The 22021-nt window shown below is 72.2% G+C and carries 18 protein-coding genes; 7 read left to right on the top strand and 11 right to left on the bottom strand.

Annotated features, from left to right (window positions below; all coding sequences use genetic code 11):
- Positions 1 to 20: 20 nt before the first annotated feature.
- From ACH436_RS00845 to ACH436_RS00805, 9 genes are all read right to left on the bottom strand, one after another.
- Positions 21 to 518, bottom strand: a complete 498-nt coding sequence (locus tag ACH436_RS00845) for an RbsD/FucU domain-containing protein (protein ID WP_430558290.1) — start codon at positions 516 to 518, stop codon at positions 21 to 23.
- A complete protein-coding gene (locus tag ACH436_RS00840; protein WP_430558289.1) occupies positions 515 to 1453 on the bottom strand; it encodes a ribokinase in 939 nt (312 codons plus the stop codon). Before ACH436_RS00840 ends, ACH436_RS00845 begins: the two co-directional genes overlap by 4 nt.
- A 29-nt stretch (positions 1454 to 1482) precedes the next feature.
- On the bottom strand, positions 1483 to 2187 hold the full coding sequence (gene deoC / locus ACH436_RS00835) for a deoxyribose-phosphate aldolase (RefSeq protein WP_430558288.1): 705 nt from the start codon (positions 2185 to 2187) through the stop codon (positions 1483 to 1485).
- Between the two features lie 53 nt (positions 2188 to 2240).
- Positions 2241 to 3095 (bottom strand): carbohydrate ABC transporter permease, encoded by an 855-nt coding sequence (locus ACH436_RS00830; RefSeq protein ID WP_430558287.1) that lies wholly within the window; start codon positions 3093 to 3095, stop codon positions 2241 to 2243.
- Complete coding sequence (locus ACH436_RS00825) at positions 3092 to 3985, bottom strand: carbohydrate ABC transporter permease (protein ID WP_430558286.1); 894 nt, start codon at positions 3983 to 3985, stop codon at positions 3092 to 3094. The genes ACH436_RS00830 and ACH436_RS00825 overlap by 4 nt, the downstream gene beginning before the upstream one ends.
- Positions 3986 to 4010: 25 nt before the next feature.
- Positions 4011 to 5288, bottom strand: coding sequence for an ABC transporter substrate-binding protein (locus ACH436_RS00820; protein ID WP_430558285.1), 1278 nt, complete (start codon positions 5286 to 5288; stop codon positions 4011 to 4013).
- Between the two features lie 89 nt (positions 5289 to 5377).
- Positions 5378 to 6838, bottom strand: a complete 1461-nt coding sequence (locus tag ACH436_RS00815; protein WP_430558284.1) for a hypothetical protein — start codon at positions 6836 to 6838, stop codon at positions 5378 to 5380.
- A gap of 50 nt (positions 6839 to 6888) precedes the next feature.
- Positions 6889 to 7902, bottom strand: a complete 1014-nt coding sequence (locus ACH436_RS00810) for a hydroxyacid dehydrogenase (protein ID WP_430558283.1) — start codon at positions 7900 to 7902, stop codon at positions 6889 to 6891.
- Positions 7899 to 9053, bottom strand: a complete 1155-nt coding sequence (locus ACH436_RS00805) for a mandelate racemase/muconate lactonizing enzyme family protein (RefSeq protein WP_430558282.1) — start codon at positions 9051 to 9053, stop codon at positions 7899 to 7901. The genes ACH436_RS00810 and ACH436_RS00805 overlap by 4 nt, the downstream gene beginning before the upstream one ends.
- 202 nt (positions 9054 to 9255) lie before the next feature.
- Between ACH436_RS00805 and ACH436_RS00800 the strand changes: the two genes are divergently transcribed.
- From ACH436_RS00800 to ACH436_RS00780, 5 genes are all read left to right on the top strand, one after another.
- Entirely contained in the window at positions 9256 to 9993 is a 738-nt protein-coding gene (locus tag ACH436_RS00800) for a FadR/GntR family transcriptional regulator (RefSeq protein WP_430558281.1), read from the top strand.
- Between the two features lie 305 nt (positions 9994 to 10298).
- Entirely contained in the window at positions 10299 to 12740 is a 2442-nt protein-coding gene (locus ACH436_RS00795) for a glycosyl hydrolase family 95 catalytic domain-containing protein (protein WP_430558280.1), read from the top strand.
- A gap of 49 nt (positions 12741 to 12789) precedes the next feature.
- Positions 12790 to 14682 (top strand): right-handed parallel beta-helix repeat-containing protein, encoded by a 1893-nt coding sequence (locus ACH436_RS00790; RefSeq protein WP_430558279.1) that lies wholly within the window; start codon positions 12790 to 12792, stop codon positions 14680 to 14682.
- Between the two features lie 84 nt (positions 14683 to 14766).
- Positions 14767 to 16662, top strand: coding sequence for a right-handed parallel beta-helix repeat-containing protein (locus ACH436_RS00785; protein ID WP_430558278.1), 1896 nt, complete (start codon positions 14767 to 14769; stop codon positions 16660 to 16662).
- An 86-nt stretch (positions 16663 to 16748) separates the two neighbouring features.
- A complete protein-coding gene (locus tag ACH436_RS00780) occupies positions 16749 to 19238 on the top strand; it encodes an amylo-alpha-1,6-glucosidase (protein WP_430558277.1) in 2490 nt (829 codons plus the stop codon).
- A 47-nt stretch (positions 19239 to 19285) separates the two neighbouring features.
- Here the strand turns inward: ACH436_RS00780 and ACH436_RS00775 are convergent, their stop codons facing one another.
- Positions 19286 to 20260, bottom strand: coding sequence for a helix-turn-helix transcriptional regulator (locus ACH436_RS00775; protein WP_430558276.1), 975 nt, complete (start codon positions 20258 to 20260; stop codon positions 19286 to 19288).
- Positions 20261 to 20366: 106 nt separating this feature from the next.
- Here ACH436_RS00775 and ACH436_RS00770 point away from each other — a divergent pair, with 106 nt between their 5' ends.
- Together ACH436_RS00770 and ACH436_RS00765 are read left to right on the top strand one after the other, a co-directional pair.
- Positions 20367 to 20789 (top strand): VOC family protein, encoded by a 423-nt coding sequence (locus ACH436_RS00770; RefSeq protein ID WP_430558275.1) that lies wholly within the window; start codon positions 20367 to 20369, stop codon positions 20787 to 20789.
- Positions 20790 to 20857: 68 nt separating this feature from the next.
- Positions 20858 to 21337: a pyridoxamine 5'-phosphate oxidase family protein gene (locus ACH436_RS00765; protein ID WP_430558274.1), complete on the top strand. Its 480-nt coding sequence runs from the start codon at positions 20858 to 20860 to the stop codon at positions 21335 to 21337.
- 19 nt (positions 21338 to 21356) lie between these two features.
- Here ACH436_RS00765 and ACH436_RS00760 read toward each other — a convergent pair whose 3' ends face one another.
- On the bottom strand, positions 21357 to 21938 hold the full coding sequence (locus ACH436_RS00760; RefSeq protein WP_430558273.1) for a hypothetical protein: 582 nt from the start codon (positions 21936 to 21938) through the stop codon (positions 21357 to 21359).
- Positions 21939 to 22021: the final 83 nt, after the last annotated feature.

Genomic DNA, 22021 nt, shown 5'->3' with positions numbered 1-22021 from the left:
GGCTGCCCACCGGGGGCGTGCTACCCGAGCGCGGGCCGCACGCCCTCGGTGATCAGCCGCCGCCGCTCGACGTACTCCGGCAGGATCGTCACGTCGTCGTCGGCGAACCACTCGAACGGCGCGGTCGACGCGACGAGCGCGAAGTTCGCCCAGGGCTCGAACGAGCCGGAGCGCACCACGACCTTGGCCCGCGGCGCCCAGTGCTCGATGAGGTCCCCGTGGGTGGTGCCGTGGAACGTGGCGCCCGATCCGGTGAAGAGGTCCTGCACGTCGCCGTACAGCCGCGGGTGGTGCGTCCGCACCTCGCCGGCCATGTGCACCTCCTCGACGAAGACCTCCTCCAGCAGCACCCGAAGGATCGTCCGCACGTCGAGGTGCCCGCGCGTCAGCGCGAGGTCGACCCGGTGCGCGTCCTGCGGGATCGGGAACCCCGCGTCGGTCACCAGCACGACGTCGGTGTGCCCCAGCGTCGCGAGCGCCCCGGCCAGCCCGGGGTGCAGGATCCGTCCGCCTCTCATGCTCTCTCCTTCGTCATGGCTTTCGTGGTGGCGAGGAAGTCCTCGACCTCGGCGCGCGTCCGGTAGGACGCCACCGTCTCCCAGCGCTCGCAGCACAGCGCCGCCACGACGCCGGCGAAGGCGGCGGCGTCCCGCAGGTCGCGCCCCTCCCCGAGCGCGACGGCGAGCGCCGCGTTGAAGCTGTCGCCCGCGCCGTTGGAGTCGACGACGTCGACCGCCGCGGTCGGCACCGGCGTCGCGCCCGCGGCGTCGGCCACGAGCGCCCCGTCCTCGCCGCGCGTGACGACGACGGCCCGCGGCCCGAGGGCGAGCAGCCGGCGGGCGAGTTCCTCGACCGGCGTGGGGTCGCCGGGCGGCAGGCCCAGCGCGACCCGCGCCTCGTGCTCGTTCGGCGTCAGGACGTCCACGGCCGAGAGGTCGACGCCCCGCAGGTCCACGGCGGGAGCCGGGTTGAGCACCGTCGGCACGCCGGCGGCCCGCGCGACGCCCAGCGCGTGCAGCGCCGAGCCGAGCGGGATCTCGAGCTGGGCGAGGACGACGTCCGCCCCGCGCAGCACGTCGGCAGAGCGGTCCAGGACCTCGGGCAGGAGCCGGTCGTTGGCGCCCTTGTCCACGACGATGAGGTTGCGCCCGGCGGTGTCCTTGACGATGAACCCGACGCCCGTCGGCGCGGCCGGGTCGACCGTCACGCGCGAGTCGTCGACGCCCTCCGCCGCCATGAGGGCGCGGAACTCCGCACCGTGGGCGTCGTCGCCCACCGCCCCGACGTACGCCACGTCGGCGCCGAGGCGGGCGGCCTGGACAGCCATGTCGGAGCCCTTGCCCCCGTACGTCTCGCGGTACGCCCGCCCGAGCAGGGTCTCCCCCGCCTCGGGCAGCCGGTCGACCGTCATCACGAGAGCCTTGGCGTAGCTCCCCACCACCGTGAGCCTCATCGCTCCCCTTCGTGTCGCGTCGTCGTGAGTCAGTAGGCGTCCGGGTCTCCGACGAGCCCGTCGACGATGGCGGGCCCGGAGCTGGTGCCGACCAGCTCGGCGCCCGCCTCGAACAGGCGCTGCATCTTCTCCAGCGAGTTGACCTTGCCGGAGACCTTGACCCGGCAGGGCGGCTCGACGTTCTCGGCGAGCAGGCGGACGTCGTGCTCGGTCGCCTCCAGTCCGCCCTTGCCCCAGCCCGACGACTGCTTCACCCAGTCGACGCCGGCCTCGTACGCGATCCGCGTGGCGCGGACCTTGAGGTCGTCGGTGGGCAAGAAGCCGAACTCGAGCATGACCTTCACGGCCACGCCCTCAGCGTGCGCGAGCCGGACCACGTCCTCGATGTCCCGGGCGTAGAGGTCCTCGTCGCCGCCGAGCAGCAGGCCCGGGTGCGGCGGGAAGTCGAACTCGTCGACGCCCGTGGCGACGAGCGCACGCAGCGCCGCGAGCCGCATCTCGGCGGTGTCGTTCGCCATCGGGAAGTTCAGCGTCGAGGCGACCTTGACGCCGGTGCCCGCGAGCACGTCCTTCGCCAGCGGCACCCAGTACGGCGCGATCATCGCGGCGTCGAAGCCGTAGGCCGCGCAGGTCTCGAGGTGCTTCGTCATGCCGTCGCGCGTGAGGTCGGGGTTGACGTTGGTGTACTGGATCGCCCGGGCGACCTGCGCCGGGTCGGTGAAGTCGAGGGTCATGCGGTCCTCCTGGACAGGCGAGAGACGGGTGCGAGAGGGATGGGGTGCGCGGGTCAGCCCTTGACCGCGCCGGCGGACAGGCCGCCCATGACGTGCCGCTGCATGAGGACGAAGATGAGCAGGATCGGCACCACCGCCAGCAGCAGGGTGGGGAAGACGATCTCGTAGTTGGTGGTGTACGAGGACACGGCCGCGTACACGCCGGTGGTGATGGTCCGGAACGACGACCCTGGCCCGAGGATGAGCTGCGGGCTCACGAAGTCGTTCCACGCGCTCAGCGCGTTGAGGATGAACGCCGTCGCGACGATCGGCTTCATGAGCGGGAACACGATCCGCCACAGCACCCGCTGCTGGCTCGCGCCGTCGATGGCCGCCGCCTCGTCGAGGGACCTCGGCAGCATGCGGATGTACCCGGTGAAGATGAACAGGGTGAACGGGATCATCGTCGACGACATGAAGAGCACCAGGCCCGGCAGCGTCCCCATGAGGTGCAGCGCCTTCAGCACGAATATCGCGGGCACCAGGATGATCTGCGCCGGGATGAACATCCCCGCGACGAAGAACATCAGCAGGAACCGGAACAGCACCGTGGGCGTGCGGGCGATGACGTAGGCCGTCGGGATGGACGCCCCGATCGCGACGACGTTGCACGCCACCACGAGGAACAGCGTCACCGCGTAGCCCGAGACGACCGGGAAGTTGGGGTTGGTCCACGCGTCCTGCAGGAACTGGGTCGTGGCCGTGGCCGGGTCGAACCCGAGCGGCGACAGCAGGATCTCCTGCTGCGGCTTGAACGCGTTGACGACGACGATGTACAGCGGCACCAGCATCGCGACCGACAGGACGGCGATGGCCACGTTCCGCAGGGTCGTGCGCGACCGCGCCGACCGGCTGGCGGTCAGGCTCATGACAGCGCCTCCGCTCCCTCTTCGGCGCGCCTGCGCAGCGCGATGATCGTGAACGACAGGATCCCGGCGACGACGATGAGCAGCATCGCCTGCGCGCACGCCAGCCCCACCTTGTTGTTGGCGAAGGACACGGCGAGGATCTCGTAGGCCCAGGTCTGCGTGGCGTCCCCGGGGCCGCCGTTCGTCAGCCCGAGCACCACCTCGTAGACCTTGAGCAGCGACAGCACCGACGTCACGATCGTCACCGTCACGGTGGGCGCGAGCGCCGGCCACGTGACGTGCTGGAACACCTGCACGCGGCCGGCGCCGTCGAGCGTCGCCGCCTCCTGAAGGTCCGCCGGCACGGCCTGCAGGCCCGCCAGGTACAGCACGAGCTGGACGCCGAGCTGGGCCCACACGATGACGGCGATCATCGTCGCGAGCGCCCAGCCCGGGTCCGACAGGAACGGCAGGGCCGACCGGCCGGACCCGGTGAGCAGGTTGTTCACGGCGCCCTGCGGGCCGAGGATCGCCTGCCACAGGAAGCCCACGATGAGCGCGGACAGCACGTGCGGGTAGAACATCACGGCCCGCGCGAACGCGGTGAACGGCGTGGTCCGCCGCAGCAGCAGCGCCAGGCCCAGCGCGATCGCGTTGACGGCGAACGCCCCCACCACCGCGATGATCCCGGTGACCCAGAGCGACGAGTGCATGTCGCCCGTCGGGTCGGTGAAGATCCGCGTGTAGTTCTTCAGCCCGACCCGCTCCGGCGTCTGGCTCGGGATGCCGTTGTACTCGGTGAACGAGTAGTAGACGGCGTACCCGACCGGCACCACCATGAGACCGATGTAGACCAGCGCCGCCGGGACCGTCATCAGGCCCCGGCCCAGCGCGCCCCTTCTCCCCAGCACGCGTGCCGTCCTCGCTCGAGCCATGTCAGCCCGCTGCCTCCGCGTCGTACCAGGCCGTGAGCTGGCCTGCGGCGTCCGCGGGCGTCGTGCCCTGCCACAGCCCCTGCGCGACCTCGGTGAACTTCTCGTTGAAGCCGGCGACCGGCAGGGCGAAGTCGCCCACCGTCTGGTTGCCGGGCACGACGAACGACGGCGCCGCGTCGAGCAGCTCCTGGACCTGGCCCGCGTACGGGTTCGCGCTCGTGTCCAGGCCCTCGCGGTTGAAGTTGTCCATCTCCGCCTGGGCGGCGATGGCGTCCTCGTCCGTCACGAGGTACTCCACCAGCTGCGTGGCGGCGTCCTTCGCCTGCGTCCCGTTCCAGACCATGTACGGGAACGCCATCGTGGCGCCCATCGGCGCGGGCTGGTCCGCGGCGTCGTCGACGGGCGGCGCGAAGATCCCGACCTCGAACTCGGGCGGCGAGCCGGCGAGCGTCGTGGTGAACCAGGAGCCCATGGGGTAGATCCCGACGTCGCCGGCGATGAAGTTGGCCTCCTGGGTGCCGCTGTCCGTGGCCACGTCGTCGGCCGTGGTGTAGCCGGCGTCGATCCAGTCGGCCACGTGCTCGAACATCGGCTGGAACTGGTCGCCGAGGGTCGAGGACCCCCCGGCCACGGCCTGCTGCCACCCGGGGGTGGTGAGGTTCTGCTGCGGGTGCCAGATCTCCTGCACCTGGACGCCGGTGGCCCACTCGGAGGCGAACCCGATCGGCTTCTTCACGCCCTCGTCCTGCAGGGCCTTCAGGGCGGCGTCCATCTCCTCCCACGTGGCGGGAGGCTCGGTGATGCCGGCCTTGGAGAAGAGGTCCTTGTTGTAGAAGAGGAGCGACTGGGCCTGCATACCCACGCCCACCACGTTGATCGCCCCGTCCGTGGAGTACAGGTCGGCCATCGGGGTGTCCTGCGCCCAGTCGTACTCCGACAGGTCGAGGATCTCGGGCGCCGTGTCCTCGGTGGGGAAGATCGACTGGATGACGTCGGGCGCCGTGCCGGCCGCGAGCTGCGTCGGGAACGTCTCGGCGACCGACTGGCCGCTCGGCCCCTCGATCTTGACGTCGATCCCCGTCTCCTCCTCGAAGGGGGCGACGAGCTCGTCCCACTTCGCCTGCGTGAGGTTGTCGGTGATGTTCACGAGCATCCGCACCTGGTCGCCGCCGCCCGAGCTGCCGCCGCCGTCGCCGGAGCTGCAGGCCGTGAGGGCGAGGACGGGTACGAGCCCGAGCGCGGAGGCGCCGATCGCCCCGCGCCGAAACCTTGCTGACATCGTTGTCTCCCTGGGTGGGTGCGTCGTCCTCGAGGACGAGGACCACTTGTCATACATGCTACATGTGAGAGGTGGCGCGCCACCAGCCCCTAGTCGAGCCGACCTCGGAACGAGACGGGGCCGACGACGGTCACGTCCGTGGACCGGTCCGAGCCGTCGATCCGGTAGATCCCCTCGTCCGCGACGAAGAACGCCGGCGCGTCGGGGTACTCGAGCTCCGCCGGCAGCGGCTCCTTGTCCGTCCAGGCGAAGAACGACCGCGCGAACGTGTCGCGGTCCTTGCGGCCGAAGATGCTGAGGTCCCCGGCCGTGTACGGGCTGAGGATGCACCAGTGCACGCCGTCCTCGGCCCAGAACGCCCGGTCCGAGAGGATCACCGCCTGCCGGTCGGGGTCCGCGAACACCTCGTCCCAGAACGACGCGTCGACGTCGCCCCGGGCAAGTGCGTGGCGGGCCAGGAAGAGCAGGTCGTGCGCGTGCCAGGCCGTGCTCGGCGCGACGTCGGCCTCGTGGTGCCAGCCCGTGGCCGACACGAACGGGCCGGCGGGCGACTGGTAGTGCGCGTACGTGCGCAAGCACGCGTCGCGGAACTCGCCCAGCTCGGGCACGTCGACGTCGGCGAGCACCTCCTCGATCCCGTACAGGCTCAGCCCCATCCCGGCGACGAGCATCGGCGTGGTCGAGAGCAGGTGCGTGTCGCCCCGCACGTACCAGTAGCGGTGGAACCGCGTGCAGCCCGCGTCGTCGGTCCACGCGGACCGCGCGACGTGGCGACAGACCGCGACCGCCTCGTCGAGGAGGTCCGGCCGGCCGAACCGGCGCGCGCCCAGCACGAGCGGCACCACCATGAGCCCGTAGTACTCGGCGGGCTCGAGGATGCCACCCCCCTCGCGGTCGGTCGGCTGGCGGAAGACGCCCACGGACCCGCCGTCGGGCACCCCGCGCACGTGGCTGAGGCGCACGAGCGCGTCGAGGTCGTCCTCGAGCTCGGCGGCGTACACGTCGTCGCCGCTCAGCTCCTCGTACCGCAGCTTGGCCCAGACCCGCGCGTACTCCTGGTTCACCGTGCCGTCGAGCGTGGGCCGGCTGCCGCCGTAGGCCCGGCACGCGTCGAGGTCGCGCCGGACGGCCGCGAGCACCTCGACGCGTTCCTCGTCGGCGAGCAGGTGCCCGGCGTGCCGCAGCCCCTCCAGCAGGCCGAGGCAGCCCACCATGTTGTGGATGAGGCCCGCCGTGGCCGACTCCCCCACCTGGAATCCGATGTGGCGGAACTGCCCGTCGTCCTGCACCGTCCGCGCCTGGAACAGCATCATCCGGCGCCAGAGGTCGAGCCCGCGGTCGTCGGGGCACCTCGCGAGGACCTCGCCGAACGCCGCGGTGGCCGGGGCGGAGAACGCCTGGTGGCCGCTGGTGAAGTCGACGAACGTCGCCGGGTTGGTGCCCCACACGCTGTGGTTGTGGAAGCCCCTGATCTGCCCCTCGTCGCCCACCCACGTGCGCATCCAGCGCGCGAGCGCCGCGACGTCGGGGCCTACCTGTCCTGCCGCCATGCGTCCTCCTGCCTCGTTGCTGCGGGTGGCATCCTCGCGCACCTCGGTCGTCACGACGCCTCCAGTTCCTCCGGGTGCGCGAACGGCAGCCCCCGGGCGAACCGCTCGACCTCCGCCGCGACGGAGTCGCCGATCCGGCGCAGCTCGGTGCCCGTGGAGCCCGCGAGGTGCGGGGTGAGCACCACGTTCGGCAGGCTCCACAGCTCGCTGTCCGGCGGGGGCGGCTCGGGGTCGGTGACGTCGAGCACCGCGTCGATCCGGCCGGAGCGCAGCTCGGCGAGCAGCGCCTCGCCGTCGACGACGCCGCCGCGGGCGGTGTTGACCAGCGTGGCGCCGTCGGGCATGAGGCCGAGGACCCGGGCGTCGACCTGCCCCGCCGTCTCGGGGGTGAGCGGCTGATGCAGCGACAGGACGTCGCTGCGCGCGGCGACCTCGTCGAGGCCGGCGGCACGGGCTCCGGGAAGGCCCGGCACCGGGCCGGGTGCCAGCTCCGGGCTGAACAGCAGCACGTCGAGGTCGAACGGCCGCAGCAGCTCGACGACGCGACGGCCGACGAGCGACGCGCCGACGATCCCCACGGTGCGGCGGTAGTTGCCCGTGCCGGTGAACAGGCGCTCGGCGTCCGGGGCCGCGCGCCGCTCGCGGTAGGCCCGCTCGGCCGCGTGCGCCTTCTTGTTCGCGAGCAGGATCATCGCCAGCGCGTACTCGGCGACCGGGACGGCGTTGGCGGCCCGGGCGTTCGACGCCGTGACCCCGCGCGCCGCGAGCGCCGCCGGGTCGGCGAGGCACGTGCGCGCGACGCCGCCCGCGTAGGTGACGGCGCGCAGCCGCGGCAGGAGCTCCGCCGGCAGGGACGGGGCGCCCCAGCCGGCGACCAGCAGCTCGGCGCCCGCGAGCCGGCGGCGCGCGGCCTGGGACGCGACCTCGACGACGACCTCCGGGTCGAGGTCGACGACGCTGTTCAGGCGCTCGAGGCCGTCGGCCCCGAAGACGCGCTCCACGAGCCCGGGCGGGTCGAAGGCCAGCACGGCGCGCGGCCGGGCCTGCACGGGTGTTGCGCTCACGCCTGCCCTCCGGCACGTCGCCGCGCGAGGCGCAGGCCGGCGTCGACGGGCCGCACGTGGGGGCCCGACGGCACGGCCCAGGTGCCGGACTCGCGGTTGGTGGCGATGAGGTCCTCGTCGACCTCGATGCCGAGGCCGGGCGCGTCGCCCAGCACGATCCCGCCGTCCTGGATCTCCTGGTCCACGCGCAGCCCCACGGGCCACGACAGGTCCTGCACCTCGGTGACCAGGTGGTTGGGCACGGCGGCGGACGCGTGCGCGACGGGGTTCGCGTTGTAGCCCACCGGGCTCACCGGCAGGTCCCGGCCGAGGGCGAGCACCGAGACCCGCAAGAAGTGCGTGATGCCCCAGACGCTGCCCGCCTGCACCACGCCCACAGCGTCGCGGTCGAGCAGGGGCCCGTACTGCTCCAGGCCCGTGAGGTTCTCCCCCGTGGCGACCGCCGCGCGCAGCTCGGAGGCGACGGCCCGGTGCCCGGCGACGTCCCACCGGCGCACCGGCTCCTCGATCCACATGATGTCGACCTGGTCCTCGACGCGGCGGGCGAACCGGACGGCCTGGTGGCGGCCCCACGCCTCGTTGACGTCGTACATGAGGTCGGGGTGGTCGGTGTTCTCGCGCAGGACGTCGCGGACGATGGCCAGCCGCTTGACGTCGCGGTCGACGTCGAGGCCGCCCTTGACCTTGGCGCCGGTAAAGCCGCGCTCGGCCCACGGCTCGTAGAGCTCGACGAGCGCGTCGTCGGGCAGCGCGTACTCCAGCCCGGACGCGTAGCCGGGCACGAATCGGTCGGCCGCGCCGAGCGTGCGCCACAGGGGTTCGTCGGCGAGCTTGGCCTTGAGGTCCCACAGCGCCATGTCGAAGGCGCCGATCGTGCCGAACGTGCTGCCGGCGTGCCCGGACTTGAAGACGAACGCGAGCATCCGGTCGTAGAGCGCGGTCACCGCCCGTGGGTCCTGCCCCTCGAGGGCGCCGAAGACCAGGTCGAGGTCGCCGCTCGCCCCGAGGCCGACGCCGGTGACGCCGGCGTCCGTCTCGAGGAGCACGACCGGTACCTCGGTCACCCCGTCCGCGACGACGCCGTTGACGTCGCCCACCGGCCGCCCCCATCGGTGGACGGTGGTGAGGGTCCGGTATCCCGTGATGCGCATCCGCTGCTCCTACTCCGCACGCGCCGCCGTCGGCGCGAGTCTCGAGGCCGGGTCGTGGGAGGTGCAGCGGCTGGGTGCCAGCGCCTCGTCGAGCCTGTCGGCTGAGTCATAACTTATGATACGAGTGATGAGTGCGCAAGCCTCCGCTACGCTCGGGGTGGCCGTCAGCGCAGGCCGCGACGCAGAACGGAGCCCGGACGACATGACAACGACGCCCTCGACCGCCGGAGCGGTGCCCCGCCCCCAGCGACACCGCCCGCCGCTCGCCGCCGCGGTGGTGAAGAGCCTCGTCACGGCGATCGTCGTCGGCGAGTACCCCCCGGGCGGCGCCCTCCCCCCGGCGGGCGCGCTCTGCGAGCAGTACGAGGTCAGCCGCACCGTGATCCGCGAGGCCACCACCGCCCTGGTGGAGAAGGGCCTCGTCGCGTCACGCCAGGGTTGGGGCACGATCGTGCTCGACCAGGACCAGTGGAGCCTGCTCGACCCGCTCGTCCTCGACGCGCTCTTCCAGCGCGAGGACCGCCTCGTCTACCTCGACAACCTCATCGAGATCCGCACCACCCTGGAGTGCGCGATGGCCCGGCGCGCGGCCGGCCTGCTCGACGCCGAGCAGCGGGACGCGCTCGCCGCCAAGCTCGACGAGCTCGCGGGCCTCGTCGACGACCCCGTCGCGTACGCGCGCGTCGACCTCGAGTTCCACGAGCTGATCCACCGCGCCTCCCGCGATGCGTTCGGCCGAGCGATCGTCTCGAGCGTCCAGGGCAAGGCGCTGCACTCGCCGCAGTACAGCGGCACACCGAGCGTCGACGACGTCCGCTCCACGCACGAGGGCCACACCCGGATCCTCGAAGCCCTCGCGGCCGGCGACGCGGACGGCGCGGAGGCCGCGATGCGCGATCACATCACGTCGTCCTGGGCGCGCCGCCGCCCCCAGGAGTAGCGCGACCCGAGGCCCGGCCCTCCCGGCGGCACCATCGCCGTCCGGAGCGCCGGGCCTTCTCTCGATCTGTTGACTTGTACTACATGTGATGTACTACATTCGATCCATCGCGGCACCGCATCCCTGAACACCTCGGGAGGCGAGGACGGCGGGGCAGGGCTGCCCGGCCTCCACCGGCCGCGGCAGCACCCCAGCGACACCCTGCAGTTCCGGTACCGAAGGCGACGACGCCCGACCGCACGGGCAGCCGTTCGACCTTTCGTGGCCTCGACGACGAGACGGACGACGAGAGGGATGTGGATGCGATGACCTCGTTCACCCGACGAGACCTGCTCAGATCGACCGGCGCCGCGGCGGCCGGAGCGGTCGTGCTGGCCGGCGGCGCCCGTGCCGGCACGGCCGGGGCCGCCACCGGGGACGCGGCCCCGGGCGACGCCGAGGCCAACCCCCTGGAGCTCTGGTACCCCCGGCCCGCGGCCGCGTGGCTGGAGGCGCTCGCCGTCGGCAACGGTCGGCTGGGCGCCATGGTGTTCGGCGGCGTCGCCACCGAGACGCTCATGCTCAACGAGGACACCGTCTGGGCCGGCGGCCCGCACGACTACGCCGACCCCGGCGGCGCCGAGGCCCTGCCCGAGATCCGGCGCCTCCTGGTGGAGGAGCGCTGGGCCGAGGCTCAGCGGCTCGCCGACGCGCGCTTCATGGGCCGGCCCACGGAGCAGATGCAGTACCAGCCCGTCGGCGACCTGCACCTCGCCTTCCCCGGGCTGACCGACGACGTCGCGGAGTACCGCCGGTCGCTCGACCTCACCACCGCGGTGACCACCACGACGTTCGTCGCCGACGGCGTGCGGCACACCCGCGAGGTGTTCGTCAGCCACGCCGACCAGGCGATCGTCGTGCGGCTGCGCGCGGACGCGCCGGGCGCCGTCTCGGTCGACGCCTCGTTTACGTCGCTGCAGGAGACGACCACCCTGGCGCACGACGGCCGGACCCTCGCCCTCGAAGGGCGCTCCGGCGAGGCCGAGGGCCTCGAGGGCGAAGTGCGGTTCGTCGCCCTGGCCCGGGCCGTCGCCGACGGCGGCTCGGTGGTGTGCGATGAGACGTCGCTGCGGGTGCGCGGCGCCGACGCGGTCACGCTGCTCGTCACGATCGGCACCAGCCACCGCAGTTACCTCGACGTGGCCGGCGACCCGCTCCAGCAGGCGGCGCCGCCGCTCGAGCGGGCGGGCGTCAAGGGCTTCGGCGTCCTGCGCCGGTCGCACGTGCGCGACCACCAAGAGCTGTTCGGGCGCGTGGACCTGGACCTTGGCACGTCGTCGGCCGCCGACCTGCCGACCGACGAGCGGGTAGCGGCGTTCCGGGTCGGCGGCGACCCGCAGCTGGCTGCCCTGTACTACCAGTTCGGCCGGTACCTGCTGATCTCGAGCTCACGCACGCCAGGCCAGCCCGCCAACCTCCAAGGGCTCTGGAACGCGGAGATGCTGCCCGCCTGGCAGTCGAAGTACACGCTCAACATCAACTGCGAGATGAACTACTGGCCCGCCGGCCCGTCGAACCTCGCGGAGTGCTGGCGCCCGCTGTTCGCGATGGTCGAGGAGCTCGCGGAGTCGGGGGCGCGGACGGCGCAGAAGATGTGGGGCGCCCGGGGCTGGGTTGCCCACCACAACACCGACCTGTGGCGCGGTACCGCCCCCGTCGACCACGCCTTCTACGGCGTGTGGCCCACCGGCGGCGCATGGCTCTCGCTGCTCTTCTGGGAGCACTACGAGTACACCGGCGACCTCGACACCCTGCGCGAGTACTTCCCGGTGCTGCGCGGCGCCGTCGAGTTCTTCCTGGACACGCTCGTCGTCGACGACGCGACCGGCTACCTGGTCACGAGCCCGTCGCACTCCCCCGAGCTCAAGCATCACGAGGACGACGACGAGGGCGTGAGCCTGTGCGCCGGGCCGACGATGGACATGCAGATCCTGCGCGACCTGTTCACCGCGTTCGACAAGGCGTCGACCGAGCTCGGCGGGCTCGACCGCGAGACCGCCGTGGCGGCCCTCGCCGCGCGCGACCAGCTGCCCCCGAACCAGGTTGGCTACCTCGGTCAGCTCCAGGAGTGGCTGATCGACTGGGAGGACGCGGCCACCGAGACCAGCCGCCATGTCTCCCACCTGTGGGGCGTGTTCCCGAGCGACCAGATCACGCCGCGCACGACGCCGGAGCTCGCGGCAGCGGCGGACCGCTCGCTCGAGCTGCGCGGCCCGGCGGTGACCGCCGGCTGGTCCCTGGCGTGGAAGATGAACATCCGCGCCCGGCTCCTGCAGCGCGACGGTGCGTACGCGCACCTCACGCAGCTGCTCTCCCCCGGCCGGACGGCGCCCAACCTGTTCGACCTGCACCCGCCGTTCCAGATCGACGGCAACTTCGGCGGCACGTCGGCGATCAACGAGATGCTCCTGCAGTCCCACTCCGGCGAGGTCTGGCTGCTGCCGTGCCTCCCCGAGGCCTGGCCCGAGGGGCGCGTGCGCGGCCTGCGCACCCGCGGGGGCTTCGAGATCACGATGACGTGGTCCGCCGGCCGCCTGGAGCACGCGCGCGTGCGCTCGCTGCTCGGCCGCACCGTCCGCCTGCGCACCGACGGCTCCGTGCGCGTCACCGGGCCGGACGGCCCCGTCCGCGTGGAACGCCCGGAGGACGGGCTCGCCGTGTTCGAGACGCGGCGCGGCGCCACCTACGTCGTCCGGCCGACGGCCTGAAACCACCCACCAGCCACCAACCCGCACCACTCACGAGAAGAGGACACCGATGTCCAGACGATGGATCAGGACCGGCACGGCGGCGGTCGTCGCGGTCAGCGCGGTCGCGGCCGTCGGGGTCGGGGCCACGGCCTTCGACCCGTACGCCGCGAGCTCCCAGGGCGCCGGGAAGTGCCCGCAGTTCTACGTCTCGCCCGACGGCGACGACGACCGCGGCCAGGGCACGGAGCGCAAGCCGTGGGCCACCCTCGACAAGGCCCGCGACCACGTCCAGGACCTCGGGCTCAACCACGAGCGCAAGATGCGCTGCGACATCGTGGTCAACCTCGCCGAGGGCGACTACCCCGTCGACCAGACCATCGAGTTCACCGAGAAAGACTCCGGCAACAACGGCCACCAGGTGATCTACCGGTCGGCCGACGGCCCCGGCAAGGCCAACCTCGTCGGCGCCGAGCCCGTCACCGGCTGGGAGCCCTACCAGGACGGCATCTACCGGACGACGTTCGCCCCGGACGAGCAGTTCTACACGCTGTTCGAGGACGGCGAGCGCACCGAGCTGGCACGCCACCCCAACCGGACGTCCGAGGACACGCAGGCGCCGTACCTGTTCTCCGTCCTCGGCGAGCCCGAGAAGGAGGCCGTCCGCTCGTGGCTCTACTGGAAGGACGGCGACTGGGACCCCGCCTGGGACGACACCGCGGAGAGCAACCCGCTCAAGGACGCCCAAATCACGGTGTGGTCCGGCGGGTCGTGGAGCTGGTTCACGGACACGATCCCGATCGGGGGCGCGGACTATCGCAAGGGATTCGCGACGTTCGACTACTGGTCGCGGTACGCCCTGATGAACAGCCGCAGCGGGTCGCGCTACTACATCCAGAACGCGATGCCGTTCCTGGACAAGCCGGGCGAGTACTACGTGGACCGGGAGGCCGGCGAGCTGTACTACATCCCCCGCGGTGACATCGAGGACGTCACCATCATGAAGCCCACCGTCGACCGCGTGATCGACGTCAAGGGTGCCGACGCCGAGGACAGGGCGCACGACATCACGTTCGACGGTCTCGGTGTGCAGTACTCCGACTTCGTCGACTGGTACCGCGCCGGCTGGATCAGCGCCGGCGACTCCGGGGACGTCCACAAGTACCCCGAGTATGACCGGCAGATCGAGATGCCCCGCAACCGGTTCGGCGCCGTGACGCTGGAGAACACCAGCGACATCACCCTCACCGGGATGCACATCCGGGACACCGGCTTCATGGGCGTGTACGCGCTGTTCGCCAACGATCATCTGACCGTCGAGGACTCGCTGCTGGAGAACCTCGGCGCCGACGGAATCAAGGTCGAGGGCGGCTGGCCCGGCGAGGGCGACCTCAGCCACCAGCACACCTTCCGCAACCTCTACATCGACCACGTCGGCGAGCTCGTGCCCGGTGACGCCGCCGGCATCGAGCTCATGTCGACCGGCGACAACACGGTCGAGCACGTCCACGTCAAGCACTCCGCCCGCTACGGCATCAGCCTCGAGTCCCGTCCCGAGGTCGTCGACGGCGACCAGTACACCGACAACAACACGTTCCGGTACATCCGCATCGACAAGGCGGGGCTCGACTCCGGCGACATGGGCGCGTTCTACACCTACGGCGTCGCGAACCAGGAGCCGCACCCGATCCAGAACACCGTCGACCAGATGGTCATCGGCGACGTCATCCCCGACCCCGCAGGCGCGATGCCGGACTCCGGCACCCGCGGCGTGCACATGGACGCCGGCGGCTGCGGCTTCGCCTTCTCCAACATCGAGGTCGGCAAGACCACCGACCAGTCCTACCAGTCCTACCAGTGCAACGAGGTCACCAACGGCAACTGGGAGGACGGCTTCGATGCCTCGCAGATGCAGTACGACCAGATCGGCGTCACCGACGAGTTCCCGTTCGACGTCGAGTAGGACCCGCGGCCGTGCCCGCGCCCCGCGCGCGGGCACGGCCCGCCCCCGTTCCTCTCCCGCTCCACACCGACCGGAAGGACACCGATGTCCAGACGATGGATCAGGACCAGTACCGCGGCGGTCGTCACCCTCGCCGTGGTCGCCGCCGCCGGGATCGGGGCCACGGCCTTCGACCCGTACGCCGCCACCACGACGAGCACGGCGAGATGCCCGCAGCTCTACGTCTCGCCCGACGGCGACGACGACCGCGGCGACGGCAGCCAGAAGAAGCCCTGGGCCACCCTCGACAAGGCCCGCGACCACATCCAGGACCTCGGGCTCAACCACGAGCGCAAGATGCGCTGCGACATCGTGGTCAACCTCGCCGAGGGCGACTACCCCGTCGACGAGACCATCGAGTTCACCGAGAAAGACTCCGGCAACAACGGCCACCAGGTGATCTACCGCTCCGCCGACGGCCCCGGCAAGGCCAACCTCGTCGGCGCCGAGCCCGTCACCGGCTGGGAGCCCTACCAGGACGGCATCTACAGGGCCCCTGTCGACCTGGACGCCCCCTTCTTCACCCTGTTCGTCGACGGCGACCGCGCCACCACCGCGCGGCACCCGAACCGCACGAGCGAGGACACCCACGCGCCGTACCTCTTCTCGCGCCTGATCGAGCCCGAGAAGGAGGGGGTCCGCGACCAGATCGGCTACAACCCTGGCGAGTGGGACGAGACGGCGGACCTCGGCTCGTACACCGGCTGGCCGGCGCAGGTCACGATCTGGTCGGGGGGCTCGTGGAGCTGGTTCACCGACACCGTGCCGATCAAGAACGCCGACGTCAAGGACACCGACAACAAGATCATCCTCGACCACTGGACCCGCTACGCGATGATCAACAGCCGCAGCGGCTCCCGCTACTTCCTGCAGAACTCGCTCGACTTCCTCGACCAGGCCGGCGAGTACTACCTCGACCACGAGGCGGGCGAGCTCTACTACAAGCCGGCCGCGGGCTCGATGGACGTCGTGACCGTCATGCGACCGACGGTCACGACGCTCGTGGACGTCAAGGGCGACTCCCCCGAGGACCGCGCGCACGACATCACGTTCGACGGTCTCGGCGTGCAGTACTCCGACTTCGTGGGCTGGTACCGGGCGGGCTGGACCAGCGCGGGAGACGCCGGCGTCCCGCACGAGTACCCCGAGTACGACCGCCAGATCGAGATGCCCCGCAACCGCTTCGGCGCCGTCACCCTCGAGAACACCTCGCACATCACTCTCACGGGCATGCATGTGCGCGACACCGGCTTCACTGGCGTCTACGCGCTGTTCGCGAATGACCACCTGACCGTCGAGGACTCCCTGCTGGAGAACCTCGGGGCAGACGGCATCAAGGTCGAGGGCGGCTGGCCGGGAGAGGGCGACCTGACCCACCAGCACACGTTCCGCAACCTCTCCATCGACCACGTCGGCGAGCTGGTCCCGGGCGACGCCTCCGGCATCGAGCTCATGGACACGGGCGACAACCTCGTGGAGCACGTGCACGTCAAGCACTCCGCCCGCTACGGCATCAGCCTCGAGTCCCGGCCGGAGGTCAAGGACGGCGAGCAGTACACCGACAACAACACGTTCCGGTACATCCGCATCGACAAGGCCGGCCTGGACTCGGGCGACATGGGCGCGTTCTACACGTACGGGGTGGACAACCAGGAGCCGCACCCGGTGCAGAACACCGTCGACCAGATGGTCATCGGCGACGTCGTCCCCGACCCTGCCGGCGCGATGCCCGACAGCGGCACCCGCGGCGTACACATGGACGCCGGCGGCTGCGCGTTCGCCTTCTCCAACATCGAGGTCGGCAGGACCACCGACCAGTCCTACCAGTCCTACGACTGCAACGAGGTCACCAACGGCAGCTGGGAGGACGACTTCGACGCCTCGCAGATGCAGTACGACCAGATCGGCGTCACCGCCGACTTCCCCTACCCCGTCGACTGACACCCCGCGGCCGTGCCCGCGCCCCGCGCGCGGGCACGGCCGCCCTTCCGTCCACCCATGTGAGCGCTCACAGACCGGGAGCAACCATGACCGACCGCCAGACCGCCCGAGCCCTGCGCCGCGCGCCCGTCCTCGTCGGCGCCGCGGCATCCCTGCTCGCGGCCGTCGCCGTCCCCGCCGGGGGCGCGACGGGCGCAGGCACGCCGCCCGACCCCGACGTCGGGATCCAGCGCCCCTTCGCCCTGCCCGGCTACGTCGAGCGGGACGACAACGGCGCGCTGCTCGTCGGCGAGGGCGAGAGCCGCTTCGCCCTCCGGGTCGACCTGCTGACGTCCGCCGGGAAGCTCGTCCGCGAGAACCAGGGTCTGCTGAACCACGTCGGCCATGTCGGCCCGGTGACCGTCGACGGCTCGTACTACGAGGTGGAGGTCAGCAGCGACGACCGCACGGTCACCTCCGACCGTCTCGGGGCGCTGCGCGAGATCCTCGACCACCCCGACGAGTGGTCCGCCGAACAGGTGGCGGAGGCACGCGAGCAGCTGCCAAACCTCCAGGCACGCTACGACCAGACCCAGCGCGACAAGCAGACGATCGTCCTGCGGTTCGCCCGGACCGCGCCGAACACGCTGGTCGGGTCGGTCACCGCGCGCGACGCCGACGCGACCGTCTTCCTCGAGGCCGCAGCGCCGTGGGACGAGGAGAACTCCTACGAGGTCACCGACGGCGCCATCCGCGCCACCGGTGCCGGGCTCGACGACCCCGACGAGGTCGGCCATTTCGCCCTCCTGCCCACGCAGGCGCCGGACGACGCCGCGGCCTATGCGTCCGAGGACGACCTGGTCGCCGCGATGGAGGGCGAGGAAGCTGCGGCCGGCGACGCCGCGGCCGCGCTGCGGTACTCGCTGGAGGAGGGCGAGACGATCACCTTCACGACGAGCGTGGACGACCAGCCACCGACAGCGCGCCCCGGCCGGTCCAGCATCCTCGGCACCCTCGCCCGGGCCCGGGCGAAGGCCGACCACGGCACGCTCAGCGGCAGCGGGCCGGCAGGCCGCGCGGCGACCGCGATGCGCAGCGCCATGGCCCTCAACGCGAACTACGACGAGCGGTCGCGGCAGAGCTTCCTCGTGTGGGGCTGGGGCCGCGGCGGGGCGGAGAACGACTCGATCTTCACCGGCTGGGACTCCGCCTGGGACGCGATCACCGCGCTCACCGTGGACCCGGACCTGGCCCGCCAGCACGAGCGCGTGCTGTTCGCCTCGGGCGGGCCACGCTACGACCAGCTGCACGCCGGCCCGATGCACGCCTATGCCGTCATGCGCATCTTCGACGCCACGGGCGACCGCGAGCTCGTCGAGCAGGCCTACCCGGCGCTCGTGGAGTTCTTCGACAAGCTGCCCGAGTGGGACGTGAACGACGACGGCCTCCTCGAGGCGCCGTACGACGGCGACCCGAGCAAGGTCGGCAACCACCTCGGCCTCGACGACCTGCCCGTCTACCTCGCCGCCGATCGCATCGCCAAGGAGGGCGGCAGCGGCGACGAGCGCGACAACACCGACCTCACGGACGTCGCGCTGACCTCCTACTACGCACTGATGGCCGACTCGCTGACGGAGCTCGCCACCGCGCTCGACCGCCCCGACGACGCCCGCCGGTTCGCCGCGGTGCTGGACCGGACCAAGCGCGCCGCGAACGACACCCTCTGGGACGACGAGCGCGGCATGTACCTCGACCGGAACCTCGACGGGACGTGGGGGAACGTCGTCACGCCCACGATCTTCTACCCGCTGTTCGGCGGGCTCGCCACGCCCGAGCGGGCGCAGCGCACGGTCGAGGAGAACCTGCTCGACCCGGACCAGTTCTGGGGCGAGTACGCGATCCCGAGCATCAGCCGCGACGACGCGGAGTACTGCGCCAACGGCGACGTCTCCGCGACCTCGTCCCCCAAGTACACGTACTACCTGGGCTGGGGCGAGGAGAACACCTGCGAGCAGTGGCGCGGCGCCGTCTGGCCCCCGATGAACGCCACCGTCTACGACGGCCTCAAGCGGTACGGGCTCGACGGGGCCGCGGGCGAGCTGGCGACGAAGAGCACGAGCATGTACCTCGACAGCTGGGACGAGAACGGGTTCTTCCCCGAGTACTTCGACCCGGAGCCCGGCCAGGTCATCAACGCCTCGGCGGTGGACAGCGCGTGGCGCTACTACACCTGGTCGAACGTCATGCCCCTCATGGCGGTGCACGAGCTCGTCGCCGAGGACGCGTGGGGGCGGCGCGGGTCGGTCACCTTCGGCTCGCATGCCCTGCCCGGACGCAACTCCGTCGACGACGTGCGTGTGGGCGACCACATCTACGCCGCGACGGTGAGCCCGCGCGTCACCACGCTGGAGCGGGATGGGCGGACCGTGTTCCGGTCGACCGGCGGCCGCGTCGTCGTGCGCGACTTCGCGCTGGGTCCCGACGGCGCGTGCTTCGACGTCAACGCCACGGCCGCCGCGCACCTGCGGGTCAGCACGCACCCCGGCAGCACCGAGCGCACCACGGTCCGGGCCGGCAGCTCGCACGTCTGCCTCTGACAGTGATGATGGAGGTGGGCCTCGCGCCCCGGTCGTGACCCTCGCGGTCACGACCGGGCGTCGGCGTCGGGCCCACCGTGCGCCGCGGCAAGCTCCGCCCCGAGGCGGGCGAGCTCCGTGCGCACCTCGGTCGGTCCGACGACGTCCGCCTGCGCGCCCCAGCCCGCCAGGTGGCGTGCGACGTCGAGCGGCGTGGGCGCGGCGACCCGCACGGTCGCGCGGGCGTCGTCGCCGTCCTGGCCGTCGTCGACGACGACCGTGTGCCGCCCGAACTGGGCGCGCAGGACGCCGACGTGCTCGGTGGCCACGCGCACGGTGGCCCACGTCGCGGACCGCTTAAGCTCGACCTCGCCGACGACGCGGTCCCACTCGGCCTGCAGGTCGACGTCGTCGGGGACGACGGCGGGCTCGTCCGTGACGTCCAGCGCGCCGATGCGGTCGACGCGGAACGTGCGCGGGCCGCGGGGCGTGCCGGCGATCAGGTACCACGCGCCGTCCTTGTCGACGAGGCCCCAGGGGTCGAGGTCGCGCTGCGACGAGTACCCGGTCGCACCCGTGTAGTCGATCCGCACGCGGCGCCGCTCGACGACGGCGCGCTGCAGCGCGTCCACCTCCGGCGGCCGGGCGGGCCGGGCCCCGCTCCACCCCTCCCGGTCCACGACCACGGCCGCGGCGGCCGCCTCCGCCTCGGCACGGAACGTCGCGGGCAGCGCCCGCACGAGCTTGCGCAGCGCCGCCCGCGCGTCGTCGGACGAGGCCGCGCCCGGACCGGCGAGCAGGAACAGCGCGCGCGCCTCGGGCGCCGTGAGCCCGCTGAGGTCCGTGCGCGACCCGCCGAGCAGCGACCACCCGCCCCCGCGACCCGGCTGCGGGTACACGGGCACTCCTGCGGCCGACAGCGCCTCGAGGTCCCGGCGCGCGGTGGCCACCGAGACCTCGAGCGCGCCGGCGAGCTCCGCCGCCGTGACGCGAGGGCGCGACTGCAGGTGGAGCAGCACCTGGATGAGGCGGTCGGCGCGCATGCTCCGAGACTGCCACGAAAAGTGGTCAGAAGATGAGCACTTTGGCCGGAAGAGTGGTGCTCACGAGGTCACCGGACCTCGTGAGCACCGAGCACGAGGAGCCGACATGCTGCGCGGACTGACCACCATCACCTACCTGGCCGACGACGTCGCCGCCGCCCGCGACTGGTACGCCGAGGTGCTGGGCACCGAGGCCTACTTCGCCCGCGAGGCCGGCGGCTCGCTCGCCTATGCGGAGTTCCGCATCGGCGACTACCAGCACGAGCTGGGGATCATGGACCGGCGCTACGCTCCCCCGCAGCCCGACGGCGCCGCCGGAGCGGTCGCCTACTGGGCGGTCGACGACGTCCACGGCGCCTGGGCCCGGCTGCTCGAGCTCGGCGCCACGGCCTACCAGGAGCCGATCGAGCGCGGTCCCGGGTTCGTCACCGGGGCGGTGGTGGACCCGTTCGGCAACGTGCTCGGGGTCATGGAGAACTCGCACTACCGCGAGGTGCTCGCGGACCTGACACGTCGCGCCGACTCCTGAGGGCCGCCCGGCACGGCGGGCCCGGGGCGTGCCAGCATGGTGCGAGCAGCCCCGGCAGGGAGGCACCGATGACACCCCCGCACCACGAGCAGCGCGACGACGCCGCACTCGCGCGGCAGGTCCTGGACGACGGCAGATACCTGGTCCTCGCGTCCGCGGACGCCGACGGGAACCCGTGGCCCACCCCGGTCTGGTTCGCGCGCGAGGGGCGGGAGCTCGTCTGGGTCTCCCGCCTCGGCACGCGTCACTCGGCCAACGTCGCGGCGCGCTCCGCGGTGGGGATCGTGGTCTTCGAGACCCCGGTGCCCGTCGACGGACGGCCTCGCGCCGTCTACGCGGAGGCGTCCGCCGGCGAGGTGCCGACGACGGACCGCGAGCGCTGCCTCGCGATCTTCGACCGCCGCTCCCGCGCCGAGGGCTTGGGACCGTGGACCCTCGACCGCGTCGTCGCGCCCGCCGACCTGCGCCTCTTCCATGCCGTCGTGTCGCGGTTCTCCGTGCTCGAACCCGACCGCGACGTCCGCCGCGAGGTCGATCTCGGCCTCTGACCTCGCCGCGAGCCCGCGGTCACGCCGTCAGCACGAGCACCGTGAGCGCGACGGCGAGGACCACGTCGAGGACGCCGCAGAACTCCGCGAGCGACCGGGCGACGACGCGGCCGGTGCGGTGGTGGTAGGCGTCCCACGCGGCGTGACCAAGCAGGCCGACGGCGACGACGAGCCCGCCCGCGGTGGCGTCCAGCCGGACGGCCGCCAGCGCGGCGGCGCCGAGCACGAGCATGGCCGCGGCCTGGAGCGGCAGGGACCACGGAGGGCGCCCGCGCCCGGCCGCGAGGCCGACGACGGCCAGCACCACGGCGAGGCCGATCATCCAGGGCGTCGGGTCGAGGTCGGTCACCTTGGCGACGCCGATCAGCACGAACGTCACGCCGAACGCGGCCCAGGCAGCACCCGGGCGGCCGAGCGCCGCGGCCGCCAGGTAGACGAACCCGGAGGCGGCGAGCACCGGCGCGACGTCGCGGGCGTCGGCGAGCCCGAACACGGTCGCGGCGGCGACGAGCACCCCCAGCGCCGCAGGCCACACCCTGCCGAACGGCGAGCGCCGGACGCCGCCGCCCGTCGACGTGCCCGACACCTGGTCCTGGGTCATGGTCTTCTCGCTCTCGTGCGTGGCGAAACGCGGCGGTGGGTCGCTGACGATCGAGCACCTTAAACTGTACATGCCTGTTCGAG

This window comes from Isoptericola sp. NPDC019693 (assembly GCF_044389085.1).
Classification (GTDB): domain Bacteria; phylum Actinomycetota; class Actinomycetes; order Actinomycetales; family Cellulomonadaceae; genus Isoptericola.
This window is presented reverse-complemented; position numbering and strand designations above follow the sequence as displayed.

What these genes read in the sequence shown, in the direction of transcription:
- ACH436_RS00775 (WP_430558276.1), bottom strand. Translation starts at nt 20,260, where the DNA reads ATGCGCGCCGACCGCCTCATCCAGGTGCTGCTCCACCTGCAGTCGCGC.
- ACH436_RS00845 (WP_430558290.1), bottom strand. Translation starts at nt 518, where the DNA reads ATGAGAGGCGGACGGATCCTGCACCCCGGGCTGGCCGGGGCGCTCGCG.
- ACH436_RS00780 (WP_430558277.1), top strand. Translation starts at nt 16,749, where the DNA reads ATGACCGACCGCCAGACCGCCCGAGCCCTGCGCCGCGCGCCCGTCCTC.
- ACH436_RS00815 (WP_430558284.1), bottom strand. Translation starts at nt 6,838, where the DNA reads ATGGCGGCAGGACAGGTAGGCCCCGACGTCGCGGCGCTCGCGCGCTGG.
- ACH436_RS00795 (WP_430558280.1), top strand. Translation starts at nt 10,299, where the DNA reads ATGACCTCGTTCACCCGACGAGACCTGCTCAGATCGACCGGCGCCGCG.
- ACH436_RS00800 (WP_430558281.1), top strand. Translation starts at nt 9,256, where the DNA reads ATGACAACGACGCCCTCGACCGCCGGAGCGGTGCCCCGCCCCCAGCGA.
- deoC (WP_430558288.1), bottom strand. Translation starts at nt 2,187, where the DNA reads ATGACCCTCGACTTCACCGACCCGGCGCAGGTCGCCCGGGCGATCCAG.
- ACH436_RS00840 (WP_430558289.1), bottom strand. Translation starts at nt 1,453, where the DNA reads ATGAGGCTCACGGTGGTGGGGAGCTACGCCAAGGCTCTCGTGATGACG.
- ACH436_RS00830 (WP_430558287.1), bottom strand. Translation starts at nt 3,095, where the DNA reads ATGAGCCTGACCGCCAGCCGGTCGGCGCGGTCGCGCACGACCCTGCGG.
- ACH436_RS00785 (WP_430558278.1), top strand. Translation starts at nt 14,767, where the DNA reads ATGTCCAGACGATGGATCAGGACCAGTACCGCGGCGGTCGTCACCCTC.
- ACH436_RS00760 (WP_430558273.1), bottom strand. Translation starts at nt 21,938, where the DNA reads ATGACCCAGGACCAGGTGTCGGGCACGTCGACGGGCGGCGGCGTCCGG.
- ACH436_RS00770 (WP_430558275.1), top strand. Translation starts at nt 20,367, where the DNA reads ATGCTGCGCGGACTGACCACCATCACCTACCTGGCCGACGACGTCGCC.
- ACH436_RS00765 (WP_430558274.1), top strand. Translation starts at nt 20,858, where the DNA reads ATGACACCCCCGCACCACGAGCAGCGCGACGACGCCGCACTCGCGCGG.
- ACH436_RS00790 (WP_430558279.1), top strand. Translation starts at nt 12,790, where the DNA reads ATGTCCAGACGATGGATCAGGACCGGCACGGCGGCGGTCGTCGCGGTC.
- ACH436_RS00820 (WP_430558285.1), bottom strand. Translation starts at nt 5,288, where the DNA reads ATGTCAGCAAGGTTTCGGCGCGGGGCGATCGGCGCCTCCGCGCTCGGG.
- ACH436_RS00805 (WP_430558282.1), bottom strand. Translation starts at nt 9,053, where the DNA reads ATGCGCATCACGGGATACCGGACCCTCACCACCGTCCACCGATGGGGG.